The 25,982-nt window shown below is 44.6% G+C and carries 25 protein-coding genes and 1 pseudogene; 23 read left to right on the top strand and 3 right to left on the bottom strand.

The genetic code is table 11. The features are described 5' to 3' along the window. Nucleotides 1-10 precede the first annotated feature (10 nt). From sufD to MKY75_RS20385, 12 genes are all read left to right on the top strand, one after another. The gene (sufD, locus tag MKY75_RS20440; RefSeq protein WP_425312624.1) at nt 11-1,318 is read left to right on the top strand and encodes a Fe-S cluster assembly protein SufD; all 1,308 of its coding nucleotides are present in this window, start codon (nt 11-13) and stop codon (nt 1,316-1,318) included. 43 nt (nt 1,319-1,361) lie between these two features. Further along, on the top strand, nt 1,362-2,759 hold the full coding sequence (gene sufB, locus MKY75_RS20435) for a Fe-S cluster assembly protein SufB (RefSeq protein WP_165148429.1): 1,398 nt from the start codon (nt 1,362-1,364) through the stop codon (nt 2,757-2,759). A gap of 314 nt (nt 2,760-3,073) precedes the next feature. After that, nucleotides 3,074-3,313 (top strand): NifU family protein, encoded by a 240-nt coding sequence (locus MKY75_RS20430; protein WP_013373004.1) that lies wholly within the window; start codon nt 3,074-3,076, stop codon nt 3,311-3,313. Nucleotides 3,314-3,696: 383 nt separating this feature from the next. Further along, nucleotides 3,697-4,248 carry a TetR/AcrR family transcriptional regulator gene (locus tag MKY75_RS20425; protein ID WP_029518165.1) on the top strand — a complete coding sequence of 184 codons (552 nt, stop codon included), beginning with the start codon at nt 3,697-3,699 and terminating at the stop codon, nt 4,246-4,248. Between the two features lie 129 nt (nt 4,249-4,377). Next, entirely contained in the window at nt 4,378-5,628 is a 1,251-nt protein-coding gene (locus tag MKY75_RS20420; RefSeq protein ID WP_274597671.1) for an MFS transporter, read from the top strand. A 127-nt stretch (nt 5,629-5,755) separates the two neighbouring features. Then, nucleotides 5,756-6,067, top strand: coding sequence for a LiaF transmembrane domain-containing protein (locus MKY75_RS20415; protein WP_013311898.1), 312 nt, complete (start codon nt 5,756-5,758; stop codon nt 6,065-6,067). 84 nt (nt 6,068-6,151) lie between these two features. After that, nucleotides 6,152-6,823 (top strand): PspA/IM30 family protein, encoded by a 672-nt coding sequence (locus MKY75_RS20410; protein WP_013311897.1) that lies wholly within the window; start codon nt 6,152-6,154, stop codon nt 6,821-6,823. Between the two features lie 7 nt (nt 6,824-6,830). After that, a complete protein-coding gene (locus tag MKY75_RS20405) occupies nt 6,831-7,319 on the top strand; it encodes a PspC domain-containing protein (protein ID WP_165148435.1) in 489 nt (162 codons plus the stop codon). Further along, nucleotides 7,319-8,023 carry a PspA/IM30 family protein gene (locus MKY75_RS20400; RefSeq protein ID WP_013311895.1) on the top strand — a complete coding sequence of 235 codons (705 nt, stop codon included), beginning with the start codon at nt 7,319-7,321 and terminating at the stop codon, nt 8,021-8,023. The genes MKY75_RS20405 and MKY75_RS20400 overlap by 1 nt, the downstream gene beginning before the upstream one ends. A 149-nt stretch (nt 8,024-8,172) precedes the next feature. Further along, the gene (gene liaF / locus MKY75_RS20395) at nt 8,173-8,820 is read left to right on the top strand and encodes a cell wall-active antibiotics response protein LiaF (protein ID WP_165148438.1); all 648 of its coding nucleotides are present in this window, start codon (nt 8,173-8,175) and stop codon (nt 8,818-8,820) included. 16 nt (nt 8,821-8,836) lie between these two features. Continuing rightward, complete coding sequence (locus MKY75_RS20390; RefSeq protein ID WP_165148441.1) at nt 8,837-9,916, top strand: sensor histidine kinase; 1,080 nt, start codon at nt 8,837-8,839, stop codon at nt 9,914-9,916. Next, nucleotides 9,894-10,544, top strand: coding sequence for a response regulator (locus MKY75_RS20385; RefSeq protein WP_013372995.1), 651 nt, complete (start codon nt 9,894-9,896; stop codon nt 10,542-10,544). Before MKY75_RS20390 ends, MKY75_RS20385 begins: the two co-directional genes overlap by 23 nt. A gap of 75 nt (nt 10,545-10,619) precedes the next feature. Here the strand turns inward: MKY75_RS20385 and MKY75_RS20380 are convergent, their stop codons facing one another. Continuing rightward, nucleotides 10,620-11,084 (bottom strand): hypothetical protein, encoded by a 465-nt coding sequence (locus MKY75_RS20380; RefSeq protein ID WP_165148444.1) that lies wholly within the window; start codon nt 11,082-11,084, stop codon nt 10,620-10,622. A gap of 247 nt (nt 11,085-11,331) precedes the next feature. On the opposite strand from MKY75_RS20380, the gene MKY75_RS20375 reads away from it, so the two are divergent. The 3 genes from MKY75_RS20375 (at nt 11,332) to MKY75_RS20365 (ending at nt 15,719) form a co-directional block, all read left to right on the top strand. Beyond that, the gene (locus tag MKY75_RS20375) at nt 11,332-12,096 is read left to right on the top strand and encodes a YwmB family TATA-box binding protein (protein WP_165148447.1); all 765 of its coding nucleotides are present in this window, start codon (nt 11,332-11,334) and stop codon (nt 12,094-12,096) included. Nucleotides 12,097-12,283: 187 nt separating this feature from the next. Beyond that, complete coding sequence (gene zwf, locus MKY75_RS20370) at nt 12,284-13,840, top strand: glucose-6-phosphate dehydrogenase (RefSeq protein WP_029518173.1); 1,557 nt, start codon at nt 12,284-12,286, stop codon at nt 13,838-13,840. Nucleotides 13,841-14,138: 298 nt separating this feature from the next. Beyond that, nucleotides 14,139-15,719, top strand: coding sequence for a peptide chain release factor 3 (locus MKY75_RS20365; RefSeq protein WP_029518174.1), 1,581 nt, complete (start codon nt 14,139-14,141; stop codon nt 15,717-15,719). A 151-nt stretch (nt 15,720-15,870) separates the two neighbouring features. Here the strand turns inward: MKY75_RS20365 and MKY75_RS20360 are convergent, their stop codons facing one another. After that, entirely contained in the window at nt 15,871-16,104 is a 234-nt protein-coding gene (locus tag MKY75_RS20360) for a small acid-soluble spore protein SspI (protein WP_016819939.1), read from the bottom strand. A gap of 160 nt (nt 16,105-16,264) precedes the next feature. Here MKY75_RS20360 and MKY75_RS20355 point away from each other — a divergent pair. From MKY75_RS20355 to MKY75_RS20345, 3 genes and pseudogenes are all read left to right on the top strand, one after another. Next, nucleotides 16,265-16,930: pseudogene (locus tag MKY75_RS20355) on the top strand (potassium channel family protein); the annotation flags it as partial. A gap of 77 nt (nt 16,931-17,007) precedes the next feature. Then, the gene (locus MKY75_RS20350) at nt 17,008-17,796 is read left to right on the top strand and encodes a TrmH family RNA methyltransferase (RefSeq protein ID WP_165148842.1); all 789 of its coding nucleotides are present in this window, start codon (nt 17,008-17,010) and stop codon (nt 17,794-17,796) included. A 292-nt stretch (nt 17,797-18,088) separates the two neighbouring features. Then, nucleotides 18,089-18,568: a DinB family protein gene (locus tag MKY75_RS20345; RefSeq protein WP_340886364.1), complete on the top strand. Its 480-nt coding sequence runs from the start codon at nt 18,089-18,091 to the stop codon at nt 18,566-18,568. 172 nt (nt 18,569-18,740) lie between these two features. Here MKY75_RS20345 and MKY75_RS20340 read toward each other — a convergent pair whose 3' ends face one another. After that, a complete protein-coding gene (locus tag MKY75_RS20340; RefSeq protein ID WP_029518181.1) occupies nt 18,741-20,054 on the bottom strand; it encodes a hypothetical protein in 1,314 nt (437 codons plus the stop codon). A gap of 224 nt (nt 20,055-20,278) precedes the next feature. Between MKY75_RS20340 and MKY75_RS20335 the strand changes: the two genes are divergently transcribed. The 5 genes from MKY75_RS20335 to MKY75_RS20315 all read left to right on the top strand — a co-directional run bounded on the left by MKY75_RS20335 (nt 20,279) and on the right by MKY75_RS20315 (nt 25,754). Next, the gene (locus tag MKY75_RS20335; RefSeq protein WP_340887109.1) at nt 20,279-21,505 is read left to right on the top strand and encodes a M20 metallopeptidase family protein; all 1,227 of its coding nucleotides are present in this window, start codon (nt 20,279-20,281) and stop codon (nt 21,503-21,505) included. A 28-nt stretch (nt 21,506-21,533) separates the two neighbouring features. Further along, a complete protein-coding gene (locus MKY75_RS20330) occupies nt 21,534-22,373 on the top strand; it encodes an enoyl-CoA hydratase/isomerase family protein (RefSeq protein WP_029518183.1) in 840 nt (279 codons plus the stop codon). 600 nt (nt 22,374-22,973) lie between these two features. Beyond that, entirely contained in the window at nt 22,974-23,264 is a 291-nt protein-coding gene (locus tag MKY75_RS20325) for a hypothetical protein (RefSeq protein WP_318628421.1), read from the top strand. A gap of 121 nt (nt 23,265-23,385) precedes the next feature. After that, nucleotides 23,386-23,487, top strand: coding sequence for a transposase (locus MKY75_RS20320; protein ID WP_081317620.1), 102 nt, complete (start codon nt 23,386-23,388; stop codon nt 23,485-23,487). Between the two features lie 827 nt (nt 23,488-24,314). Beyond that, nucleotides 24,315-25,754, top strand: a complete 1,440-nt coding sequence (locus MKY75_RS20315) for a 6-phospho-beta-glucosidase (RefSeq protein WP_029518184.1) — start codon at nt 24,315-24,317, stop codon at nt 25,752-25,754. The last annotated feature ends 228 nt before the right edge of the window (nt 25,755-25,982 follow it).

The following is a 25,982-nucleotide window of genomic DNA, read 5'->3' as shown; positions in this document are numbered from 1 at the left end:
GGAACAGCACGTGGATATACAAGCTAGAGTTTCAATGAATGTGGACGATTTACGCGCATGGTCAAGCGCTAAGGATGAACCTCGTTGGCTGATTGAACGCCGCGTTCATGCACTCGAACTGGCAGGGACGCTGGAGTTGCCTAAAGTGGAGAAAATCAATCTTGAAAAATGGGATATCTACGAAAGTGGAGATTACAAAGCTGAGAATGCGTGGTCTAGTTTGGAGGAAGCGCCGGAGGTTGTTCGAGGTTTGGTTGCTTCTCCGGTGAAAGGCGGACTAATCGTTCAGTTCAACTCGGATGTAGTGTATACGAAATTGTCCGAGAGCTTAGCCGCCCAGGGAGTCATTTTAACGGATCTGCATACTGCGGCAAAAGAGCATGAGGAGCTGGTTCAACGTTATCTCTTTCAGGCAGTAAAGCCAGAAGAACATCGTTTATCTGCTGCACACAGTGCCTTATGGAGTGGTGGCGTTTTTCTATATGTCCCAGACGGTGTAGAGGTTGAAGCACCTATTCAAGCGATCTTTCTTAACGATACAAGCGGTGTGTGTTTTGCTCCTCACGTCTTAATTGTGGCAGGGAGCAACAGCAAGATCACTTATGTGGATAATTGTGTATCGAGTGGTGATGATGTCAAGGTATTGCATAACGGTGTGACGGAGGTCTTCGCGGGGGCGGGCTCAAAGGTGCAAGTAGCTTCGGTTCATCAGCTTGCTGTAACTACAACAGATTTCACCCAGCGACGGGCGGTCGTTCTTGCTGATGGGGGTGTGGAATGGATTATCGGTGAGATGAACAATGGTTATACCGTGAGCGATACCAAGACTTTGCTACAAGGCAACGGGGCGGTCTCCGACAATAAGGTGATTGCTATTGGCACGGGCAATCAAAAATCGAGCTATACAGCTCAAGCTCAGCATTTTGGCAGAAGCTCGGTAAGCCAGATGATTACGCGTGCAGTCATGCTTGAAGAAGCTACGGCCATTATCAACGGCATTACAAAGATTGAAAAAGGTGCAACCCATTGTGATGGTCAGCAAACAGAACGCGTGCTTATGTTAAGTCCTAAAGCTCGCGGCGATGCCAATCCGATCCTGCTGATAGATGAGGATGATGTAACTGCGGGTCATGCTGCATCCGTGGGGCAAGTAAATGCAGAGCAAATCTATTATCTGATGTCGCGCGGGATATCACGGAGTGAAGCCGAACATCTTGTTATTTTCGGATTTCTCGCTCCTGTCATTTCGGAGATCCCGCTGGAAGGTGTTCGCAGTCGCCTAAAAGATTTAGTGGAAAGCAAGCTCGGCAGATCATAGCAAATCAAAATGAATCTTGAAAGGTTAAAAAGGAGTGATACCAATGGCTAAAAAAGCACCAGATATGGGCGAATATAAATATGGGTTTCGCGACAAGCACCAGTCTATTTTTCAATCTGGAAAAGGTCTGACGGAAGAGATTGTCCGGGAAATTTCCCGAATCAAGGAAGAGCCGGAGTGGATGCTCAATTTTCGGTTGAAAGCTTTGAATCAATTCTACAAAATGGCGATGCCTGAATGGGGAGCGGATTTGACCGAGCTAAATCTTGATGACATCCAGTATTACGTTCGCCCTTCTGAAAAACAGGGAAAGACCTGGGAGGAGGTTCCTTCCGAGATCAAAGCAACCTTTGACAAGCTGGGAATCCCTGAAGCGGAGCAAAAGTTCCTGGCGGGCGTATCCGCTCAATATGAGTCGGAAGTAGTTTATCACAGCATGCGGAAAGAGCTGGAGGATCAGGGCGTTATTTTCCTTGATACGGATAGTGCATTAAAGCAATACCCCGAAGTGTTTAAGCAACATTTTGGGACGATCATCCCTCCCGCCGACAATAAATTTGCGGCGCTTAATAGTGCGGTTTGGTCAGGCGGTAGCTTTGTATACATTCCGAAGGGTGTTCAGTGCGAGGTACCTATACAAGGTTATTTCCGTATTAATTCTGAAAATATGGGTCAATTCGAGCGGACATTAATTATTGCCGAAGAGGGCAGCTTTGTCCATTATGTTGAAGGATGTACAGCACCTATTTATAGTACCAGTTCTCTGCATAGTGGAGTTATTGAAATTATTTGCCGGAAAGATTCCCGTGTCCGTTACACGACCATTCAGAATTGGGCTCCTAATATCTACAACTTGGTAACCCAAAGGGCTGTGGCAGAAGAAAATGCCACAATGGAATGGGTGGACGGCAACATCGGCTCCAAGGTAACAATGAAGTATCCGGCAGTATTATTGAAAGGACGGGGAGCCAAGGGGTCCATCCTGTCTATTGCCGTAGCCGGTAAAGATCAGCATCAAGATGCTGGCGCGAAGGTAATTCACCTTGCTCCCGAGACAACATCTACGATTATATCCAAATCCATCAGCAAGCAGGGCGGAAAAGTAAACTACCGAGGGTTGTCCAGCTTCAGCCGCGATTCCGCAGGGTCCAAGTCCAATATTAAGTGCGATACGTTGATATTGGACCACATGTCAACATCAGATACGATTCCGTACAATGAAATTAAAAACGACCAGATTACTTTGGAGCACGAGGCAACAGTATCCAAAGTGTCCGAGGAACAATTGTTTTACTTAATGAGCCGCGGGCTTACAGAACAAGATGCTACACAAATGATTGTAATGGGCTTTATTGAACCGTTTACCAAAGAATTGCCAATGGAATATGCCGTTGAAATGAATCGGTTGATTCAATTTGAGATGGAAGGAAGCATCGGTTGATTCATTAATTTAATAGATCAAACCTTTATCATTCTTTAAAGAGGTGCTAGTAATGAAGAAAAATAATTCGGACGATTCAGAACTAGCTCAAATTACCCGAGAGATACGAAAACTTCAGTTCTGCTTCAATATGCTGTCAGGATTGAGCGCAAGTTGTGGTGTGATGATACCTTTAGACTCTATTCTTACGCTTATAAGGGAACTTTCGGATCAAGAGGTCACTCTTAGGCAAAAAGCAAAGGATCACTCAGACGATCTAGGGTGAAAAAAGGTATGAATGACGGTTGGTAAAGAAAATGGGAGGAATTGACATAATGGATGAAAATGGAGTTTTATTCGATGAAGTATCGGAAGTTCTTCTCAAACTACGTCCTTTCTTACTGCGTGACGGTGGAGATGCTGAACTGGTCGAAGTTGAGAACGGTATAGCAAAATTAAGATTTTTGGGAGCTTGCAATGGTTGCCCAAGTGCTACGATTACGTTAAAGGTTGCTATTGAGCGCGCAATTCTTGAGGAAATTGATGATATTAAAGAAGTTGTACAAGTGTTCTAAATTCCTTGATACTGAGCAACTGAGTTAGTCCTGTCGCAGACCATAGCTACGGAAGTTGATCCCGCTGCTCAATACCAAAGTACATTGACAGATTACCTTGCGGGTCGAAATCGACGAGCAGCGCTTATCTCCCTTCATTAAACAAGGTATTATCAATATTATATTCGGTATCGAGTGGGAAACCGTGGAGGTTCTAGTCCTCTCGCTCATACACAAAAGGGTGATAAAATGCTTAAAGGCATTTTATCATCCTTTTTATTATATATTCATGATTTTGGCAACAAGGTTAACATGGATTTGACCAGCGCTTTGATCTTATCGTAAGATGATGGTACTGAAAAAACTTTTCTAGTTTACCGAGCGCGAAAGAAATGAGGAAGAATATGCAGGAAAGAATTTTGGAGGCTTTTGTAGATGAAGTTCATGAAAATGGATTGAAATTTACGATGGATGATCTTGCGAAAAGACTCGCTATTAGCAAGCGTACGTTGTATGAAAACTTTTCGTCTAAGACGCTTATTTTAGAAACACTTATTGAGCGTACAAATGATGATATGATTCGAAAAACTGAGCAGATTATCCAAAATAATGAGTTATCTTTGTTAGACAAGATTAAGCAGTCGATTAGGGTCATGCCTCTGTATTATAAGTTTTACGATTTAAGGATATTGGACCAGATGAAAAAGTATTATCCTGAACAATGGAAAAGGGTACATGCCGATTTAAATGATTGGTCTCCGATTAGAACATTAATTCAGGAAGGCATCCGAGAAGGAATTATTGTGAACAAAAATGAGGCTCTGATCATGAAGCTTATTATTGAATCTGTAAATTTAACACTTGATCAGCGTTTCTTTCTGGATAACAGTGTGACGGTAGAGGAAGCTACTTATTCTATTGTAGATATTTTGTTGTTCGGTTTGGTCGAGAATTAAAAAATAGCCTCAACAATATGCTGCATATTTGAAGAGGCCACTTTTTTATATGAAAACTAAGAAAACATTTTTAGTTTCAATTGTTTTTTGAAAAGGGATAATGAAGTTTACCTGATATCGAATAAAGAGATACGGAAAAGGAAGGGTGGAAATATGTCTATACTCACAAGAAATCGAGGAGCAATGCTGTTATTGATGCTTAACATTTTTTTGGCGTTCATGGGGATTGGCTTAGTTGTCCCTGTATTACCTAAATTTATAAGTGAGCTAGGGATGAATGGTTCTTCGATGGGACTGATGGTTGCAGCTTTTGCGTTGACTCAGCTTTTATTATCACCATTGTCAGGAAAGTTGTCTGATCGTTATGGACGTAAAAAATTGATTGTTTCTGGGATGTTCATCTTCATGTTATCAGAGCTTGTTTTTGGACTGGCTCATTCCATTCCTACCCTGTTCATAGCACGAATCATGGGTGGAGCAGGGGCAGCGTTGCTGACTCCTTCTATAATGGCCTATGTCGCTGACGTGACCTCGTTCGAAGAAAGAGGCAAGGGAATGGGCATGATCAATGCGGCGATCAACACAGGCTTCATAATCGGGCCAGGGATTGGCGGATTGCTTGCCACATATGGAATACGCATTCCCTTCTTTGCGGCAGCTGGAGCTGCGGGAATAGCAGCTATCTTGTCTCTGTTAGTGCTGCCTGAGTCTTTAAGCAAGGAAAAGCAACAATATAATAGAGAGCTTCCACGTCAAAAAGAAAATCTTTTGCAGCAATTTGCCAAGTCATATCAATCTCCATATTTCATGGGTTTACTCATTGTATTTGTCGTTGCTTTTGGGTTAGCGAACTTCGAAACCGTATTTGGACTGTTTGTTGACCATAAATATGGTTTCACACCGATGGATATTGCCATCATCATAACGACAGGCTCCATTTTGGGAGCAGTTGTCCAAGCGACTATATTTGGATGGATCATTAATCGTTTTGGAGAGAAAAAAGTAATTCACCTCTGTTTGGCCATTGGGGGCCTGTTCATTTTTCTAACCTTATTTGCTGAACAGTACGTGATGATTATGCTGACGACCTTCATCATTTTTCTGGCTATGGATATCCTTCGCCCGGCAGTAAGTACTTCTCTATCGCGGCAGGCCGGAGATGAGCAAGGCTTTGTGGCAGGCATGAACTCATCCTATACCAGCTTGGGTAATGTGATTGGACCATTAATTGCAGGACTGTTGTTCGATGTTCATATTAATCTGCCTTATATGGTTGCAGCTATAGCGTTACTGGCTTGTCTCGTCCTTTCACTACGTTCCAAGCAAGCGGGTGAGCAACATTCGATAGCCCGTGCAGCAGAACAGCATAGAGGAGGATAGCCGCAGGTCTATACTCATCCCCGACTTAGGTCTAGGTTCAAAAACCGTCTGGGGTCCGTTTTGTCAAACGCTTGTTCAGCGTACAATAAGGACATAAGCAAGACACAGTGAAAGGCGGTGAGAGATGATGAGAGTTAACAAAGGGAATGGGTTAGCCATTGTACTGATCGTGTTGGGTTCGATTATGCTGCTCGGTAAGTTTACTCCGTTTTTCGGTCACTTTTTAGGACATCTGATTGGTTACTTAATTCCGATAGCTATGGTTATGCTAGGCTACTACGGTGTGAAAAAAGGAAATGCGCTCTTCGGCTGGATCGTACTTGTACTTGGGGTACTGATTTTGCTCGGCAAACTGTCCTGGCTTCTGGGACCACTACTGGCAATCGGGTTGATTATATTTGGTGTTTCCCTGCTGAGTGACCGCAGAAGACGTTACTGATTTTAGCAGTTTAGCGAATGAAGAAATATTGCAGTAACGAAGTTTTAATTATGGGGATACGAATTGTGAAAGGAGCAGATGCAAATGAGTGTTTTTCGAAGAATGCGCGATATTACGGTAGCGACCTTCAATGAGCATTTGGAACAAAGCCAAGACCCAGTGCAACTGATTGACCAGTTCTTGTATAATACCCGCCAGGAAATTGCCGAAGCGGAAAAACTCCATCAACAGTATGCGATGCATACAAGACAGATGAAGCAGCAGTTGGATCATGCATTGTCCATGCAGACCAAACGGGAGGAACAGGCGCTACTGGCTTTGAAAGCTGATGAAGAACATATTGCGAAGCTGGCCCTACAGGAGAAAATGCTATATGCAGAAAAAGAAGAGCAGTATAGAGAATTGTGGGAGCAGAGCCGTGAATCACTACGTGAGCTAGAACAACAGCTAGATACGTTAAAGACAGAATATCAAACGGTACACAGCAAGCGTCAGTATTATGCGGCACGTGTACAGACGTTGAGACTCCAGCAGCAAATGAACGAACGGGCTGGTACATACGGTGGACGAAATGTTCCCCGAATGTTCAACCGCTTGGAAGACCGGGTAGCCGATATGGAAGCAGAAACGATGAGTCTGCGTGATTTACGTCGGGGTGAGGGCGACCATGCACAGGATGCCCAAGGCGGTGGATCGCTGCTCGAACAAGAGTGGGCGAGACTGAAAAGCAAGCTGAACAACAGCGGGAAGGAGTAATTTGATAATGACCCGAATTTACAGATCAAGCCGGGATAGAGTAATAACAGGTGTATGTGGCGGTCTTTCTGACGCAACAGGAATGGACTCAACATGGATTCGTATTCTGGTTGTGATCAGTTTCTTTATTACAGCAGGAACCACATTTATGATTTATGTGATTGCGGCACTGGTTATCTCCAAGGAGCCGAGATCTCCTTTCGATGGAGGATTTGGCCCTGACAGCGGGCCCTACCATCAACAGGATCCACGCTATTATGGCAGTCACAATACAAGATCGCAGTATGGGCAGGGAACTGGTTACAACCAGGGCGGTGCATATGGCAATTCGAACCCGTTTTTTGGTCAAGATGCCCGCAACTCATCCAAATTTAACACAGGTCAGAACAATGACTTGGATTCCATGATGGAAGATATTGAGAAAAAGGCAATGAAAAAAGAATTGGCAGAGTTACGCAAAAAAGTAGAGCAATTTGAGAAGGGAGATCGTAAATAATGGGGATCTTTAAAAGAATGAAGGATATGACAAGAGCATCGGTGAATGAAGTGTTGGATAAAGTGGAAGATCCGATTATTATGTTGAATCAATATCTGCGCGATATGGAGGCGGAAATTCACGAGGCTGAGGTAACGGTTGCCAAGCAAATGGCGAATGAACGACGTATGAAACAGCGTTTAGAGGAAGCGGTACGTGTATCCAATGAGCGTGAGAAGCAAGCCGAATCCGCATTGCGAAATGGTCAGGAAGAAGTAGCGCGCAAGCTGTTGGGAGAGAAGATTTATTTTGTGCAAAAGCAGGACGAATACCGCGACTTGCATACACAAGCTGAGCTTCAAGCAAAAGAATTAGTACAACAGCTTCACGACATGAAAGATGAGTTCTATAAAATGCGCAACAAGCGCAATGAGTTAGTATCCCGTGCTCAAATGGCGAAAGCCAAAAAGCAAATGTCTCAAATCAATAGTTTGCATACGATTGAAAGTGGGTCTGCTTCATTGGGCTTCCACCGTATGGAAGAAAAAATTATGCAAATGGAAGCTGAAGCTGACGTACTGCGTGCTCCTTACCGTCAAGCTCCAGGAGAAGCATATGTTAATCCGGCTGAGGCTGAAAAACAGTTTAAAGTGGATGAGCAGCTTCAACAGCTTAAGTCCAAAATTCAGACAGGTGTTAAACCAGTCGATATGAAGAAGGACTGACTACTCGGAAACAAGACATTATGATATGCTGTATGGAATGGACATTGGTCGATGATCGTGCCTAATCTGTATGGTTCAGGAAAGCCATATGGCGGAATGTTGCGCCACTATGGCTTTTCCGTCCTGTATAAACAAAAAGGGGGTGCAGCATGGAGAGAAGAAAATCAGCCTTGGCACTGGCAGGGATTGGCATCGGGATTATCATTTTATTCGGTCAGTGGATTGGGTTCCTCTCCGTGGTTGCACTGATTCTAATGTTGGCCGGAATATATAAGATCCGCAATTCCAAAATCAAAAAGGGTTACACGATGCTCGCGATTGGTGCTGGATTGCTAGTGCTGGATCATTTGTTCCTGTTTGTGGTAGTTACACTAGCATCATTAGCTATATTCTATTCACGTTCAAGGAAGCTGCATAAAGGTCAAAGCTCCATATTCAAGCACAATTTTATATCGAATCATAAATGGGATGAAGTGCCGTGGAGCCTGCGTAGCACAAGCATATGGCATGTGGTTGGCGATGTGGATGCCGATCTGACGTTGGCTCTACCAGAGGAACGTGAGTCCGTCATATTTTTACAAGGGATCTTCGGTGACATTGATATCACGCTACCGGATAATTACGGTGTAGAGGTGGAGATGTTCGTCCTGTTCGGACAGATTCAGTTTGACCGGGATCATGAGGCGGGGATGCTCAATCGACTGGTTTGGAAGTCTCCCCATTTTGAGCAGAGTGAATATAAAGTGAAGTTTGTCGTTTCGTACTTGGCGGGCGATGTCCGCGTCCGATTTTATTGAATCAGGAGGAGCCGGGATGAATCATAAAAAAACGTCCAACATGGTAACCCGCAGTATGGGTCAAGGTATCCTCCTGTGTGTTGTTGTAGGCGTAGTTGTCTTTTATATGCTGTATACATATGGATATGTGAAGTCGTTTCCAACCTGGGGAATGATATTGAAAGTTGCAGGAGCCGTTATACTGGTGTTGATTGGTACAGGGGCAATGTACGGATTTTATGAGAGCTACCGCTTTAAAAGCAGACTGGAAATGTTGAGAGAGACGTTGCTGATGTGGGAAAAGGGAACCCCTGCACGTGAGTTGCCGCCCCTAGGGCATGATGAACTTGGTAGACTGGGAGAGCAGCTGGAACGGATTGGACGTAAATGGCAGGAACAAGTTACGTCTTTACAACGCTTATCCACGGATAATGCTCAGTTGGCGGAACAGGCACGGATGACTGCGATTGTGGAGGAGCGGCAGCGGCTGGCCAGAGAGTTGCATGATGCCGTATCACAGCAATTATTTGCTATTTCAATGACCGCGACGGCTGTGGGGAGGACGCTGGATAAGGATTTTGATAAAGCACAGCGTCAAGTTGCGCTAATTGAAGAAATGTCTTCTGTGGCACAATCTGAAATGCGGGCGTTACTACTTCATCTACGGCCTGTCTATCTGGAAGGGAAAAGGCTTGAGCAGGGGTTGCGTGATTTGGTACAAGAGTTGCAGGCAAAGGTACCGATGGAGATTGATTTTGAGATTGAAAGCGGAGTACAGTTGGTTAAAGGCATTGAGAACCACTTGTTTCGTATTGTGCAGGAAGCGATGTCTAATACGTTGCGCCATGCCAAAGCAACCCGCATGGAAATTCGTATCGTGCAACGCCCAGATTCCATCAGGCTGACGATTCGGGATAACGGTATTGGTTTTGAGCTGGATGAGAAAAAGCAGACTTCATATGGATTATCCACGATGCAGGAGCGGGTCAGTGAAATTGGGGGAGCGATTCAGTATATAACGGCTCCAGGAAAAGGGACACGGATTGAGGTGTCCGTGCCAGTTATTAATGATGAAAGCGGAAGGAACGATGATCATGGAAACGGAATTACCGATTAGCGTACTGCTGGTAGACGACCATGAAATGGTACGAATTGGTCTTGCGGCGGTGCTGGGGACGGAAGAAGGTATTGAAGTGGTCGGCGAGGCCGGAAGCGGAGAAGAAGGCATACGGTTGGCTTCCGAATACAAGCCAAATGTGATTTTGATGGATCTGGTCATGGATGGCATGGATGGCATCGAAACGACACGCCAAGTAACTCGTCTGCTTCCAGAGACAAAGGTGATTGTGCTGACGAGTTATTTAGACGATGAGAAAATGTATCCGGTCATTGAGGCAGGGGCATTCAGCTATTTGCTTAAAACGTCTCGCGCTTCCGAAATAGCGGATGCGATCCGTGCAGCTGCACGTGGACAGTCCGTACTAGAGTCACAGGTGGCCTCCAAGATGATGAATCGATTCCGCCAGCCACAGGCTGAAGCGCCCGCCCATACGGAGCTGACTGATCGTGAGATGGAGGTACTTCGCCTGTTGGCACAAGGGAAGTCTAATCAGGATATCGCAGACGAGCTGATTATCGGGATTAAGACGGTAAAATTCCATGTCACGAACCTTCTCGCTAAATTAGGAGTGGAAGACCGTACACAGGCGGCGATCTATGCCTATAAGAACGGATTAGCAGAGTAGAATGTAGAATAAACGAATACAAAGAACCGGAGACGATAATAGTTCTCCGGTTTTTTGTGTTCTATAACAAGGTGTTTAGATCAGGAGGAATAAAAAGGCGATTAAAGCCAGATCTAGTGCAAGCCCTGCACCGTATCCATATCCGCCGTACCCACCGCGATAGCCTGCTTTGCCATTTCCATAACTACTATAGCCATTTCCAGCAAATCCGCCTGCGTCATAAGGAAAGGATGGACTCAGAGGTGCATTGGGCGGCTTAATTAAGGCATTTAGTTTGGCAGAGGTGCGAACTTTGTTTTTAGGATTCCTTTTTTTCTTTTTAGAGGAAATCTTTTTTGGGGATTGTTTTCCTTTGTTACTGTAGCTCCCGGCATAGAGACTGCCAGGAAAGGAGGGTGGATATCCGTTCAACATCAGCTTGCCTTTGCTACACCCACTTAAGATGCCGATGTGTCGTGTACCATCACGCATAACGGCACAGACCAGACGTCCACCATGAGGTGCCACATTAGCTTCATTTACAGGATAAATGGGAAACATGATTTCACCTCTTTTGGTGTAAGATGCATTGTGATCATAGTCTATTCTGACGGTGCCTACGATGTATGGTCGAACACCCAGTAGGCAGATGAATATTTTAGAAGGGCTTTGCCGTAGTGCTGTGTGTATAAAACCTCTGACAATGGGAATGCTATTGATAGATTCATAGATTTCAATCCAGCCGAAAAAGAAAGTATCCAGAGCGTAGGTTTGGGAATCGGATGGTTGTGGAGCGGGGGGAACGATAATGTTAAAAGCAAAGCTGATTAAAAAGGGGATTATTGCAATTTTGGTATTAGGAACGGTGCTGGTACTAGCTGGCTGGCGTTACGGAACCCTTCAGACAAACCGAAATGACTCCCGCGAGGCAGAAACGGCTTTACGCTCATTGTTAATCATCTCGGCTCAGACCCCGGGTACGTTGGATAAGCTGGTTGTGAAGTGGCAAGGCGATTGGATTTCTAATCATGAAGAGCCAGCAGATGTGGCGGCACAGATAGCTGATCAGCTGAATATACCCACAGTAAACAAACTCGTGGAAAATGGACACACGGTTTATCGTTCTGTTCGTAATAGTGAGGATCTAAAAATCCGCTTAAATGTAATGGAACGTCAAACTGGGCAATGGTATGTAGTCGTTCAACTGGAGAGCAACGATGCAGGACGTGAGCAGTTGATTCAGCTTCATAAACTCTGTGCTGAGCAATTAAAGTCTATGGGGATTCAAGCGCAGTGGAACACGGCCCTTCAGCGTTCGCTGCATACAAAGGAATCCAAAGATCAACTGTTGAAACTGACAGAAGCGAGCTTAACAGGGAACATCTCCATGCAGGCCAAAGAAAGATATACGGATGCGACTACTGTGGCTATATCCTATGAAGCTCCAGAGCTGCCGTTAATGATTCAAAGCGGTGAGCATCAGGTCCAGATGCAGATGGCTGTACATGAAGATAAGGAGCAACAGGATACACGTATAACGCTCGGTTTTCCGCTCATCACGATTGAATACTGACTTATAAGGTAAATTGATGATTCATCGGATAGCTTATCCATGGAGGATATGCTAAAATATCATCAAATCTTTAGTTCCATGTTTTTCGAAAATCAAGTATGATCTTGTATAAATATACACAATACTACATGCGGATTTCGGGGATTGTGGATTGCGGAATCTTGACATGGGAAGAATGAGGTACTACATGGCTGACATACCTGCTAAAGAATCTGTTGTGACGCAAGGCGCAGTTCTGTTTATTTTTGGCGCTACGGGCGATTTGGCTCGTCGCAAGCTTTTTCCTGCTATTTACAGCTTGTACCGCGAAGGCAAGCTTGCTGAGGATTTTGCCGTTATTGGCGTAGCAAGGCGTCCTCGCACAGAGGAAGAATTCCGTAATGACCTGTACGCTTCCATACAGGAGTTTAGTCGCTACAAAGCAGAAAATGATCAAGATTGGCAGGCATTTGCCGAGCATTTTGAATATAAATCGCTTGATATCAACAATGTCGAAGGGTTCCATGAGTTGAGACAGCAGACGGAGTCTATAGAAAGCAAGTTTAACATACCGGGAAATCGGTTGTTTTATTTGGCCTTGGCTCCTGAATTATTCGGAAGCGTGTCTAAGAGTTTGAAAGATGGCGGCATGATGGATGGAAAAGGGTGGAATCGTCTTGTCATTGAGAAGCCATTCGGTTATAACCTCGAATCTGCACAAGAATTGAACGTTGAAATACGAGAAGTATTTGCCGAAGAAGAAATTTATCGGATTGATCACTATCTTGGCAAGGAAATGGTACAAAATATTGAGGTGATCCGCTTCGCGAACGCCTTCTTTGAACCACTGTGGAATAATAAGCATATTGCCAATGTGCAAATTACGCTTAGTGAAACGGTAGGGGTGGAGGAACGCGGAGGTTACTACGATCATTCCGGCGCCTTGCGGGATATGGGACAGAACCATATGCTGCAAATGCTAACGATGATTGCGATGGAGCCACCTAGTCGTTTGTTGCCTGAGGATATCCGTGATGAAAAGGTGAAAGTGCTGCGTTCGCTGCGCCCTTTTGAAACGTCTGACGATGTGAAAACCAATGTGGTGCGTGGTCAATACATCGAAGGCAGTTATCGCGGTCAGCAGTTGCCGGGATATCGCCAAGAAGACAAGGTTGATCCACAGTCAAACACAGAGACTTATTTTGCTTCACGCGTGTTTGTTGATAATTTCCGTTGGGCTGGCGTACCATTCTATATTCGTACGGGCAAACGTCTCCCTGTAAAAACAACGGAGATTGTTGTGGAATTTAAGAGCATGCCAACGAACGTGTACCTCGGTCAAAAGCATAAGCTGGAACCGAACTTGCTCGTCATTCGGGTCAATCCAATGGAGGGCATTTACATTAAAATTAATGCCAAGAAACCTGGCTCGGAATCAGATATTGAGCCATTGGCTATGGATTTTTGCCAAAGCTGTATGGTGGGTATCAACTCACCGGAGGCTTATGAACGGTTGCTGATGGATGCCATTGAGGGTGATTCGACGTACTTCACGCGTTGGGATGAGGTTGCCACGGCATGGGGATTCGTCGATCGAATCGCCAAAGCATGGCAGCAGACCCCGGATACGCTGGAAACCTATGCTGCAGGCTCATGGGGACCGGAAGGTGCACACAAGCTATTGGAGCAGGATGGCTTCAAGTGGTGGCCGGTTAGCGGTCAGGATGAAGATAATGTCATCTGGCGAGTAGGCGGCGTTCAGTAATCCCGTTTTGTCCTGCATCCCCCTATGTCCTGTTTAGGACGTAAGGGGATGCTTTGCGTTCGGAGTGTGCTATAATAGCTTAGTCTCAGGTTTTCAGTTTGCAACTGATTATAGGTTAAAGGCAGGCTAAAACATGTAAATAGATCGTATTTATAATGAATATGGTAACGGGGTACGCCGAATAATGGGGCTAACGGCAATGAGCCGATGATTTTATGAAAACAGGCGTGCATCATGGCCTTTTTATGAATAGCTTGAGCAGGAATGCAATGGATTTGATCATGAAGGGATATGTGAAATGAGTAAAACAACAGATATACTTCAACAGGAAGTCGACAAACGGCGTACGTTTGCGATTATTTCTCACCCGGATGCGGGTAAAACGACACTGACGGAAAAGCTGCTGCTGTTCGGGGGCGCGATTCGTCTTGCTGGTTCAGTTAAAGCGCGTAAAGCAAGCAAACACGCCACGAGTGACTGGATGGAGATTGAAAAACAGCGGGGGATCTCTGTAACATCCTCAGTGATGCAATTTGATTATAATGGTCACCGCATCAACATTCTGGACACGCCAGGTCACCAGGATTTCAGTGAAGACACGTATCGTACATTAACAGCAGCAGATAGTGCAGTCATGCTGATTGACGTAGCGAAAGGTGTGGAAGCGCAAACGATTAAGCTGTTTCAAGTTTGTGCGAAGCGTGGAATTCCGATTTTCACCTTCATTAACAAACTGGATCGTGAGGGACGCAGTCCTTTTGATTTGATGGAGGAGTTGGAGCAGGTACTTGGCATCCGTTCGGTGCCTATGAATTGGCCGATTGGTACAGGACGCGAGCTGTGCGGTGTCTATGACCGTGTCAAAAATCAGGTCGAGCTGTTTCAGGGAGATGACCATTCCACGATTAAAGTACAAAAAGTGGAAGATTACAATGATCCGATCATTCGTGAGATGGCGGGCGAATATTTGCATGACCAATTATGCCAAGACTTGGAGTTGCTTGATGTCGCGGGTGACCCTTTTGACATGGAGAAAGTACAGCGCGGAGAATTAACACCGGTATTCTTCGGCAGTGCGATTAATAATTTTGGTGTACAAACATTTTTGGAAAACTTCCTTCAGCTTGCTCCTAAACCGGAGCCACGCCGTAGTACAGCTGGGGAAATTGAACCAACAAACGAAAAGTTTACTGGCTATGTATTTAAAATTCAAGCGAACATGAACCCGGCTCACCGTGACCGTATTGCATTTTTGCGTATTGTGTCTGGTAAGTTTCAACGCGGGATGAGTGTTAAGCATGTACGGATGGGCAAGGAGATAAAGCTGTCTCAGCCACAGCAGTTCCTGGCACAGGACCGTGATATTGTTGAGGAGGCTTTTCCTGGCGATATTATTGGATTGTTTGACCCGGGTATTTTCCGTATTGGTGATTCACTCAGCCAAGGTAGCGAGGTTGTGTTTGATGAATTGCCGACCTTCTCGCCTGAGATTTTTGCCAAGGTAACGGTGAAAAATGCCTTGAAGCACAAACAGTATCTGAAGGGTATTGACCAGTTGACCGAGGAAGGTATGATTCAGGTTTTCCGTACGGTAAGCTTTGACGATACGCTATTAGGTGTTGTCGGCCAACTGCAATTTGAAGTATTTGAGTACCGCATGAAGGGTGAGTATGGAGTTGATGTACAGCTTCAGCGTATGCCATTCCAATTTGCACGTTGGATTGTGGATGAGCAGATTGACCCGAGCAAGTTCCGTATTAACTCTACGCTGGTAAAGGATAAGAAGGGCAATTATGTCGCCTTGTTCGAAAACGAGTATGCCATGCGTACGGCTATGGAGAAAAACCCGACAGCTAAGTTTCTAGAAATGGCTCCGTAAGATTGAATAAGCAGAACAGTTTGATCTCAGTCATTTAGTGTATACAACGAATAGTCCACTCGATGTGAATGCGAGTGGACTATTTTCATTTTCGAATACGGGTAAAATAATGAGCACAATTAAATTGGAACAAAAAGTTAAATAGCTAGAGCTAGGTTAAAGGCACGGGTTTGATTTTATCGATTTGTTCATGTGCCAAATGGACGAAATCGTGCTGTTGATTTGGGCTCATATGCTTCCAAGCGATTTCAAGAATGACACCCAATCCAGGCAGAGCGGCTTCAGGTCCGTCCACTGACCCAATAATCATATCCGTAAGATCAGCTTCTGATTTGCCGTGTACTTTGTGAACAATTGCTTGTCGTAAATCCATTGTAATGGGCATGTGTACCTCCCGTATGTTGTAGTAGTGATCGAATGTATTATGGCTTGGGCTGTTGTCCAGTATACATGGAGAAGCATTTGGCATAAGTATGTCAAAATTTATGTTTGTAGCATGATATGCTATACTATGACGGACAGTATGGTGATCGGGAGGTAAAGAAGGAATGGCAAAAAAACAGTATGCGGTTATTGGCATGGGACGTTTTGGTTCCAGTGTTGCCAGTGCGCTGAGTGAGATGGGTTTTGATGTGCTGGCTATTGACTCGGACGAGCAGCGTACACAGGAAATGTCGAATATTGTGACGCATGCGGTGTCTGCCGACTCGACGGATGAGGAAGCGCTGCGAGCGCTGGGTATCCGTAATTTTGACGTAATCGTAGTTGCGATTGGCGAAGATATACAGGCCAGTATTCTGACGACATTGATTCTCAAGGACATGGGCGTACCAGCTCTTGTGGTCAAGGCACAAAATGAGCTGCATGGAAAAGTGTTGCAAAAGATAGGTGCAGATAAAGTCGTTTATCCTGAACGGGATATGGGGTTACGGGTAGCCCATCATTTGACATCCCCCAACATTTTGGATTATATCGAGCTGTCCAAGGACTACAGTATTTTGGAGATGAGAGCCGCCGATTCCATGATTGGAAAAAACCTGAAAGAGTTAGACATACGTGCACGCTTCGGCTGCAATGTGATGGCGATTCGCAGAAATCAGGAAATGAACATTTCACCTTATGCCGAGGATCGTCTGGAGCCGGGTGATGTACTGGTCATTGTGGGCCACAAGGATGACCTGACCAAGCTGGAGCTGGCATTTGCAGCCTAATGAGGGCTTGTGTTCAAGTGCAAGTGATACATCATTTATTTTTATTGAAACGGACAAAGAAACGGAAGGTTAAACGAATGGAAATCATTTCACCGAATAATGCGCGTGTAAAAGAGTGGGCGCAACTGCTGGAGAAAAAGCATCGCACACGGCAGCATAAATATATTGTCGAGGGTATTCATCTGGTGCAGGAAGCGCTGCGTTCGGACGCGGCTGTCGAAACCGTCGCCTATGATTTGGACAAGGGCATTCCCGCCGAGCTGAATGGCCTGGATCCAGCCGACCAGCCGGTGGAATGGGTTCCCGTGTCAGCGGCGGTCATTGCAAAATGCACCGATACGAAGACGCCGCAGTCGGTTTTTGCCATCGTGCGTAAGGAGGAGCGCAGCGCATTCCCGGCATTGCTGGAGCAGCCGGATGCACTGGTAATGGTGCTGGACGGGGTGCAGGACCCCGGCAATGTAGGCACCATCATCCGCAGCGCGGACGCTGCTGGAGCCGCAGGCGTAATATTGGGTCATGGCTGCGCCGACCTGTACAATCCCAAAACGATTCGCTCCACGATGGGATCGTTGTTTCACCTGCCGGTGATTGAAGGCAGTCTGGAGGAGCTTTTGCCGCAGGCCAAAAGTAAAGGTGCCCGCTTGCTCAGCACCTCGTTGGATGCGAGCTTGTCATGCTATACCATAGATTTGCGTGTTTCCACTTGGCTTGTGATCGGAAACGAAGGCCAAGGTATTTCTGATGCTACCGCGCGCATGGTGGATGAGTCGATATTCATTCCGATGCAGGGGCAAGCGGAATCACTGAACGCGGCGATGGCTTCTACGGTGCTGTTATTTGAGGCCATGAGACAACGAAACTAAGAGAGTGAACACGGGGCTGTGGTTTATAACATCAATTGAGACTAATTATATTATTAAATGAGACTGTTTATACCATCTAAATGAGACAGTCAATGTCCCCGAAAACCCAAGTAGAAGTGGCTTGGTGTTCTTTTTTTGTAAGAACGACTGAAGGTAATTCAAAGTAGGCTGTTACATCTAACATAATATTCATGCTGCGGACTTTCGTCCTGGGTCCGGCATTCGCTGAGTCGTGAATATAGGAACGTTATCCGAAAGAACCCTAAATCGATTAAGAGATGAGGAGCATTTGATGACCTATAAATCAATTTTAATAGATCAATTAACTGCATGTTATAACGAAAAGAGTTGGTTCATTCCTCTTGCGGATATACTGGATGATCTAACAGCAACGGAAGCAGTTACTGAGAATGACAATAAACAAACCATATGGTCTATAGTGAATCATCTTATTTATTGGAATGAAACATGGCTTGAGCGTTTTAAGGCAGGAGAATTTATATTAAATAATGCTATTAACAATGATGAGACATTTTCTTTGACTCAAGATCAATTGAATGATTTAGGCTGGAAGGAAACATTAAATAGACTTGAGAATGTATTTAGCAATTGGAGAGTTATTTTAGAAGAAACAGATGAATCAAAGCTCACAAAACAACTTTCAGAATATTTTAATGCTCCTTGGTGGGGAGTTGTTTCTAATTTGAGTATTCATAATGCATATCATATCGGACAAATCATGTTGTTAAAGAAACAAATTCGAGTTAAATAATGTTTTTAGGCTGTTCGCAGATGAGGGGGCAGCATATGCAGAGCTGGTCGTCCGGCCAGGAAGTGATTTGGCTTGGTAAATCAAGCTCAAAAAAAAGGCACGTTTTCAGTTTTGAAAATGTGCCTTTTTTGCCATTAATTTAAAGTCGAAATGGCAAGCGTAACAATGAGTGTCATCTGCTTAATTTGCGCCCTTCTTTGTCAAGAAACAACAGTTCGTAGTATTTTTTGGGTCGCCCTTTACTGTTGTCTCGTTTTTCAAATACCGTTTGTACGTATTTACTTTCTTCAATTTTGTTAAGGATACGGTTTGCACCTCTGACGGTCATGGACAGGCAGCCAGCAACATCCTCAGAGGATAATTTATTTGTTCTCATGATTTCTGCATAGGACATGATTTTTTGCAAGTTGATGTTGTTTATTCCGATAGTTTTGGCTAACGCGATGATTTCCGGGTCCCCCTGTTCAGAGAACTGTATGACATTCATGCTCCGCATTGGGCCGATAACCTTCTGATCCTCGTTTATAAAAAAGCTGCAGCTGCCCGTAAAGGCTTCCGCCTGTCTGTGAGCTTTGGTGGCGTTAATGTTAGCTTGAAAATATTCATGTCCCGAGCCCCACCCGATCTTCACCTTGTCGCTTATGCGCTCTTCCAGATACTCCAGTAGGGTGCAGTTATGCGCGTTAGTGGTGATTTTCATGAAATTTCCGTAGGTGGTGTATAGTCTGACAAAGCCTTCCGAAATTTGGGCCGTGTCTGCCAGATTCACGCTGCGCAGAAACCTGCCGACAAGGACCTTTAGCTCATGAAGCTGCTCTTCAGATAGCGGATCCGCCGTTCTGGTCGATAAGCATGCGACAACTGCCCTCTGACTCTTAAGCTTGAGGATAGTAATCTCGTTGATGATCTCTCTTATGGTCTCTTTAACGTTTTCCAAAGTGGGCCGGATTAAGATATATCTGACTCCGTGCTTTTTGAGTTCTGGAACAAAGTGGCCGAACGCGGTGATGGACAAGTCTATTTTCTTGTCTTCCCATAGAGTGATATGGTTCTCCAGCATTGTCTCCACCCGTTCGAGCAGATCACCGCTGTCAATGGGCTTTCCCTCATGAGTCAGGTATTGCTGGAATTCGCTGAAAGACTTGATTATATACGCATAATCCACATAGATCCGGGATATATCAAGCCCAGGTTCTGTAACCAGTAGCCGGAAAAGTTCCCTGTAAAGCAGGTTTTCATCATCCTGCAAAATGTGAACAGGTACTTTTTCATCCAGGCATTCCTTATCGATTGACTCGTAAAGCATCCTGCCACTGATCACAAATCCATCCACCGAATCTAAGTTTTTGAGATAGATGTCTGTTGTTTCCCGGAAGTTACTGATTGTAAGAAACCTGAACTGACATAAGGGCCGCATTTCTTCTTCAATGGCGCGGAAATAGTCCATATGGGTCTCAGGCGTGATAATACCCAGCTTGATTTTCATGATAGATTCCTTTCATAAACAGTTCAATCAAAAGAGTTATATCACAATAAATGTGATATTTCAATGTTCCGGCAGCCTCTAAAATAATGTTCTTAAAATGTCTTATTTTCTCTTGACAGCTAATGGATTTAAAAGTACGATAAAAGTGTTCTTAAAAAGTCTTAAAATATGAAGGGGGGAATGTTTACCCTGTTCTTACGTTCATTCAATTTGTGCTTTGGGAGATGTTTATTGTGATTGAAGAAGCTGGAGATTTTTTGAGTATGGCCCATCAGCTGCAGGACAAATTGGTCAAGCACAGGCATCATCTTCATGCGGTTCCGGAACTTGATTTAAGTTTGCCGAGGACAACTGCCTACGTAAAAGAGGTGTTGGAGTCGATGGGGCTTGAGCCTACTCCCGTAGGAGAGTCAGGTCTAATGGTTACGATCGGCGGACAACATGCCGGGAAGGTGATTCTTATCCGTGCGGATATGGATGGGCTGCCCATTCAAGAAGAAACGGAGCTTTCTTTTGCGTCGTTGAACGGAAACATGCATGCATGCGGTCATGACTTGCATACTTCCATGCTGCTCGGAGCTGCGGAGATCCTGAAGGCCAACGAAGAGCAGCTTCGCGGGACGGTTAAGCTTATGTTTCAGCCGGGTGAAGAGACTCTGCACGGGGCAAAGATGATGCTTGAGAATGGGATTCTTGATAATCCTAAGGTGGATGCAGCCATGATGCTTCATGTGTTGACCGGAATGCCAATTCCTATCGGGCAATTTGTAGTGCCTGAGGCCGGTGGAGCTATCTCAGCTTCCTCTGATTGGTTCGAAATCATCATCCGCGGAAGGGGTGCACATGGAGCAATGCCGAGTGCCGCGGTCGATCCGTTAAATGTGGCTGCTCATCTTCATCTGGCGCTGCAGGGTATTCTCAGCCGTGAAATTCCGCCAGTTGAGAGTGCCGTCCTTACCATTGGCGTGATGGAAGGCGGAAGTACAAACAACGTGATTCCCGATACGGCCAGAATGAAAGGAAGCGTACGCACATTTAACGCCGCATTGCGGGACAAAATGGAAACCCGTATCCACGACATTTCTGCAGGTATCGGAGAAACTTTTCAGGCAAAGGTGGATGTGATCTATACCAGGGGATGTCCTGAGGTGAAAACGGACAGCGGGCTTAACCGTCAAATGAGAACTACGATTGCAAACACTTTTGGCGCCAGTTCCTTAATCGGTATAACCCAATTGATACCCGGCGGGAAATTAATGGGATCGGAAGACTTCGCATTTGTCTCACAAGCGGTGCCAAGTACCTCAGTATTTCTTAACGCAGGCAATACCGAGGAAGGCTATGGTTACCCTGTGCACCATCCAAAGACGATGTTCTCGGATGAGGTGCTGTACAAAGGGGCTGCGGCTTACGCTGCTTTCGCCAGAGATTGGCTTGAAAGTAATAGATAATATCTCAACAAAACCAGGAGGAATTGAAATGACAGAGAGACGTATGATTGGACCAACCAAATTTGAAGAGTACTCGGAGAAATACAAGGAATTTCTATTAATGACCCGCCGTGACGGAATCATCGAAGTACGGTTGCATACCGACGGAGGGCCGTACAAGCATTCTTGGGAAGCCCATACGGCATGGTCCCATGCATGGTCAGATATTGGCCGCGACCCTGAGAACGAGGTAATGATTATTTCAGGAACAGGGGATAAATGGGTAATAGGGGACCCTGAGGTCTGGAATACAAAATTTATGGACTGGCCGAAGCAAAAGAAGCTCGAACAGTATCATGAATCGCTGAGACTGCTTGAAAATTTGATATTCTGCATTGACATCCCCACCATCGGGGCGATCAACGGGCCGGGAACGCACTGTGAACTCGCAACTCTCTGCGATATTACCATTTGTACTGAAGACGCGGACTTTTTTGATCCTCATTATCTGGGAGGCACACCTCCCGGAGATGGAATGCTGCTCACACTGCAGAACATGATCGGTTTCAAGAAAGCAGCATATTACGCATACACCGGCAAGAATATCAATGGTCAAACCGCCTTGGACCTGGGCATCGTTAGTGAAGTCCTGCCCCGGGAAAAGCTTCTTCCTCGCGCATGGGAGCTTGCGGAGATGATCATGCAGGCACCGCGTTCAACGAGACATCTGTCCCACTCCATTATATCCCGTCCATGGAAACAAGCCCTGGTCAGTGATCAAGGGTTCCAGCTTGCCCACCAAATGTACGACATGGCCATTGATGAAGAAGGAGCTCTGGAGCGGCTGAAAAAAATGCAAGGACGTCTAATGGGCAAAGAAGTTCATTAGAGCTATGGCGGGACCTACACGATTCGTAGAATACTCGGAGAAGTACAAGGACTTGTTCTTCATGACAGAAATTGATCAATACCGCGAAGCTAAAAATATATCTACCGGATACATTTACACTGTGCTCTATAAGAAAATAAAAGGCATGAATTATTAAAAGATAAGAAAGATTATTGTCTGAATTGAATCCGTATCGTTAAATTACTTTAGATATTCTGAGGACGTTTTTAATTCAAGCTATATGTGGTTAATAACTGCCATAAGACACTTTGAAACAACAATTAAAAATAACACTAACGAGACGACGCTGCAGAAAATATGTAGTGTCGCTTTTTTAGAGGTTACATGTGAAAATCTCTATTCTTAATTTTATTTATGAAAAGATAAAAACTAGATCAGCTAATTAATTTGTTACCCGAAAGGAGAAGGGGATATATTCCTACAGAGGAAAACCGCATTTTCAGCACGGTGTTTCTTGTCGAGCAACCGTATCTGATAACGGACTGTGGGCCAGAAGTCAAACTTAGCATTGCATTATAGCCGAGTGATTTACGCTTTGGAGGTTGGTAATATTGATTACCAGGAAGGGAGGTTTTCTACATGGAATCTTTAATGTGGAATAATAAAAACTGGCTACAAGAAGACCAAGAATTCTCACCAAAACGGAGAGTAGATAATAAAATCAGCTGGCAAAGGCCTCACATCATCGGAAGTTTTCACAGTAGAAAGATGAAGCGTACTGTCGAGTACCACTCATTGAATGAGTGTTTATTTTATTATTTTCTAGAGGTGGATGTTTCAACATTATATTACTATGTTCAACCCGTTGAAGTCCCCATCCCATATAAAACAAAAAAATTAGAGAAAAAAATTTTGGTTACATGTGCCTGATGTTCTGGTATTTCGAAATGGTTATCCTCCTTTGTTATATCAGATAAAAGAGGCACCAGATGTGGTTCATAACATTAAATGAGACTAATTATATTGTCAAATGAGATAGGAACATCTACGCCTGCACCTGGTTTTTCTTCCGCCCTATAGTCCCAACCTAAATCCAGTAGAGGGGCTATGGCTGTGGCTTAAATCCAATGTGGCGAATAACGTGTTTTTTTAGAGGTTTTATAAGATTAAGCTTCATGTCGGCCAGTTTATGAAACGGATTAACAACTGGAAACAATTCGAGTTTTGAATATTTTGGAATATACTCTTTAAAATGTCATTTCATTTGAACATCCAAATAGAAAGGTATTTGATTATGATATTCATTAACAAACTCCTCAAAGCCTTTCGGCTTGGACAAGTCGAGCTATATTACTCCTAAATAATGATAAAATTATTATCCTTTTCCTCAATCTATTTTCCACTAAAGTAGTACAGAAAGTTGAATTTGAAGTAGCTGATTTACAAGAACAAAAATATCATTCCATATATCTGTCTTCTGCAATATGGTCATTTAACATTAAAGGACAGCATTGGAGGTTCAAGATAATCAAAAAAATTCTTCCTCTTGGCTCTATGCAAAGGGATTTTCTAAATTTCTTGCAACAAAATATCTTAAAATAGCGACTGAGTAGATCAGCGATCTTCGAAAACACGTGCCCTTCCAGACAAAGACGAACAGCCAGGTATCTTTCGTAAAGTCGTTTATCTGGGGTTTCCTTCATGGTTCAATTCACTACCCAATAGGCATTTGAAATCATGCTGTTGTATGATATAACCCACAGGGGCTGCGTGTTATTATATCAAATGAATTTGACAGGTTCCCAAATCTTTGTTAGAGTTTCAAACAAATACGTATAACCTTTTCATGGGATGTTACCGATAGGGCATAACCTGAATTGGCTTGTTTACACGGTAAGTGTACACAGGCTGGTTTGGGTTTTTTTATTGTCTGTCACCCTTCGCTACCCCTTTTATTACACATTTGGAAGGAGAATGTTTATGTCCAGTTATATTTTTCCTAAAGACTTTTTATGGGGCGGTGCTCTTGCTGCCAATCAGGCTGAGGGCGCTTATTTGGAAGATGGTAAAGGATTGAGTCTGGTGGATCTGCTGCCTACCGGAGAGAAGAGAAGAAGCATAATGAAAGGGAATGTTCCTTCACTGACTCCACTTGAAAGCGAATTCTATCCTTCCCACCAAGCCATTGATTTCTATCATCACTATCGTGAGGATATCGCGCTATTTGCAGAAATGGGATTTAAGGCGCTGCGTGTTTCCATTGCCTGGGCTCGTATTTTTCCAACAGGAGAAGACGCTACTCCCAATGAAGCAGGTTTGCAATTCTACGATGATTTGTTCGACGAGTTGCATAAACATGGCATTCAGCCAGTCGTTACTCTCGCTCATTTTGACGTGCCAGTGGATCTGGTCGAGAAGTATGGAAGCTGGCGGAGCCGGAAGCTGGTAGGTCTGTTTGAAACCTATGCCAAAACAGTATTCACCCGCTATAAGGATAAAGTGAAGTACTGGATGACATTTAACGAGATTAACATGCTTCTCCATTTGCCGTTTCTCGGCGCCGGTCTTGTTTTTCAAGAAGGTGAAAACGTTAAACAAATTCAGTACCAGGCTGCACATCATCAGCTTGTTGCAAGTGCGCTGGCTGTAAAAGCGTGTCACGAGATTATCCCAGATGCGAAGATTGGCTGTATGCTTGCTGCCGGCAGCTTCTATCCGTATACATGTAATCCCGAAGATGTATATCAGGGCATGGAAAAAGACCGCGAGTCCTACTTCTTCATTGATGTTCAGTCACGCGGCGAATATCCTGGTTATGCGAAGCGCTTCTTTAAGGATCATGGATTAAACATTGAGATGGAATCAGGCGACGCAGCCATTCTGAAAGATCACACCGTTGACTATATCGGATTCAGCTATTATTCAAGCCGGACGACCAGCACAGACCCGGAAATCGTCAAGAATATGACCAGTGGTAATGTATTCGGCTCCGTAGCCAATCCATATTTGGATAAGTCCGAATGGGGCTGGACGATCGATCCCAAAGGATTCCGCATCACAGCCAACCAATTGCATGATCGTTACCAAAAGCCTCTGTTCGTAGTGGAAAACGGTTTTGGTGCCAATGATGTGGTTTCGCCTGAAGGAGAAGTTAACGACGATTACCGGATCGACTATCTCAAGCGGCATATTGCCGAAATGGGTGAGGCTCTTCAAGACGGAGTCGAAATTATCGGTTACACAAGTTGGGGACCTATTGACATTGTCAGCGCTTCCTCTGGAGAGATGAAAAAACGTTACGGTTATATTTATGTGGACCGCGACAACGAAGGCGAAGGTTCGTTGAAACGGATTAAAAAGAAAAGCTTCCACTGGTACAAAAACGTAATTCATTCCGACGGAGAAAATCTGGGCGAATAATCGTACCACAAGTAATAGGATCGGACATCCCGGGCCCACGGGGATTTCCGATCTTCGTTTCTTCATTGAAAGCGTTGACAATCGTTCCTCTTCGGGCTATACTTGACGCAATTCCATCATTTTTAGGATTGTTACTGCGTAGCAGGCAAAACCTAAGCCACAAATAAGAAGATGTTACAGTCTTGTTTATTTGGCGTGCTTCGGTTTTTTTCTGTTTACAATAAATAG

The organism is Paenibacillus sp. FSL L8-0663, assembly GCF_038008125.1.
Lineage (GTDB): Bacteria > Bacillota > Bacilli > Paenibacillales > Paenibacillaceae > Paenibacillus > Paenibacillus polymyxa_D.
The sequence above is the reverse complement of the archived record's forward strand: the minus strand, read 5'-3'. Positions and strand labels throughout refer to the sequence as shown.

Bases quoted from the DNA above. Each gene is read 5' to 3' on its own strand.
- MKY75_RS20390 (WP_165148441.1), top strand. From the start codon at position 8,837: ATGAATCATAAAAAAACGTCCAACATGGTAACCCGCAGTATGGGTCAA.
- MKY75_RS20410 (WP_013311897.1), top strand. From the start codon at position 6,152: ATGAGTGTTTTTCGAAGAATGCGCGATATTACGGTAGCGACCTTCAAT.
- MKY75_RS20330 (WP_029518183.1), top strand. From the start codon at position 21,534: ATGACAGAGAGACGTATGATTGGACCAACCAAATTTGAAGAGTACTCG.
- sufB (WP_165148429.1), top strand. From the start codon at position 1,362: ATGGCTAAAAAAGCACCAGATATGGGCGAATATAAATATGGGTTTCGC.
- MKY75_RS20415 (WP_013311898.1), top strand. From the start codon at position 5,756: ATGAGAGTTAACAAAGGGAATGGGTTAGCCATTGTACTGATCGTGTTG.
- MKY75_RS20350 (WP_165148842.1), top strand. From the start codon at position 17,008: ATGGAAATCATTTCACCGAATAATGCGCGTGTAAAAGAGTGGGCGCAA.
- MKY75_RS20425 (WP_029518165.1), top strand. From the start codon at position 3,697: ATGCAGGAAAGAATTTTGGAGGCTTTTGTAGATGAAGTTCATGAAAAT.
- MKY75_RS20315 (WP_029518184.1), top strand. From the start codon at position 24,315: ATGTCCAGTTATATTTTTCCTAAAGACTTTTTATGGGGCGGTGCTCTT.
- MKY75_RS20375 (WP_165148447.1), top strand. From the start codon at position 11,332: ATGTTAAAAGCAAAGCTGATTAAAAAGGGGATTATTGCAATTTTGGTA.
- MKY75_RS20325 (WP_318628421.1), top strand. From the start codon at position 22,974: ATGGAATCTTTAATGTGGAATAATAAAAACTGGCTACAAGAAGACCAA.
- MKY75_RS20335 (WP_340887109.1), top strand. From the start codon at position 20,279: ATGTTTATTGTGATTGAAGAAGCTGGAGATTTTTTGAGTATGGCCCAT.
- zwf (WP_029518173.1), top strand. From the start codon at position 12,284: ATGGCTGACATACCTGCTAAAGAATCTGTTGTGACGCAAGGCGCAGTT.
- MKY75_RS20385 (WP_013372995.1), top strand. From the start codon at position 9,894: ATGGAAACGGAATTACCGATTAGCGTACTGCTGGTAGACGACCATGAA.
- MKY75_RS20380 (WP_165148444.1), bottom strand. From the start codon at position 11,084: ATGTTTCCCATTTATCCTGTAAATGAAGCTAATGTGGCACCTCATGGT.
- MKY75_RS20340 (WP_029518181.1), bottom strand. From the start codon at position 20,054: ATGAAAATCAAGCTGGGTATTATCACGCCTGAGACCCATATGGACTAT.
- MKY75_RS20400 (WP_013311895.1), top strand. From the start codon at position 7,319: ATGGGGATCTTTAAAAGAATGAAGGATATGACAAGAGCATCGGTGAAT.
- MKY75_RS20405 (WP_165148435.1), top strand. From the start codon at position 6,831: ATGACCCGAATTTACAGATCAAGCCGGGATAGAGTAATAACAGGTGTA.
- MKY75_RS20430 (WP_013373004.1), top strand. From the start codon at position 3,074: ATGGATGAAAATGGAGTTTTATTCGATGAAGTATCGGAAGTTCTTCTC.
- MKY75_RS20345 (WP_340886364.1), top strand. From the start codon at position 18,089: ATGACCTATAAATCAATTTTAATAGATCAATTAACTGCATGTTATAAC.
- MKY75_RS20360 (WP_016819939.1), bottom strand. From the start codon at position 16,104: ATGCCCATTACAATGGATTTACGACAAGCAATTGTTCACAAAGTACAC.
- MKY75_RS20365 (WP_029518174.1), top strand. From the start codon at position 14,139: ATGAGTAAAACAACAGATATACTTCAACAGGAAGTCGACAAACGGCGT.
- liaF (WP_165148438.1), top strand. From the start codon at position 8,173: ATGGAGAGAAGAAAATCAGCCTTGGCACTGGCAGGGATTGGCATCGGG.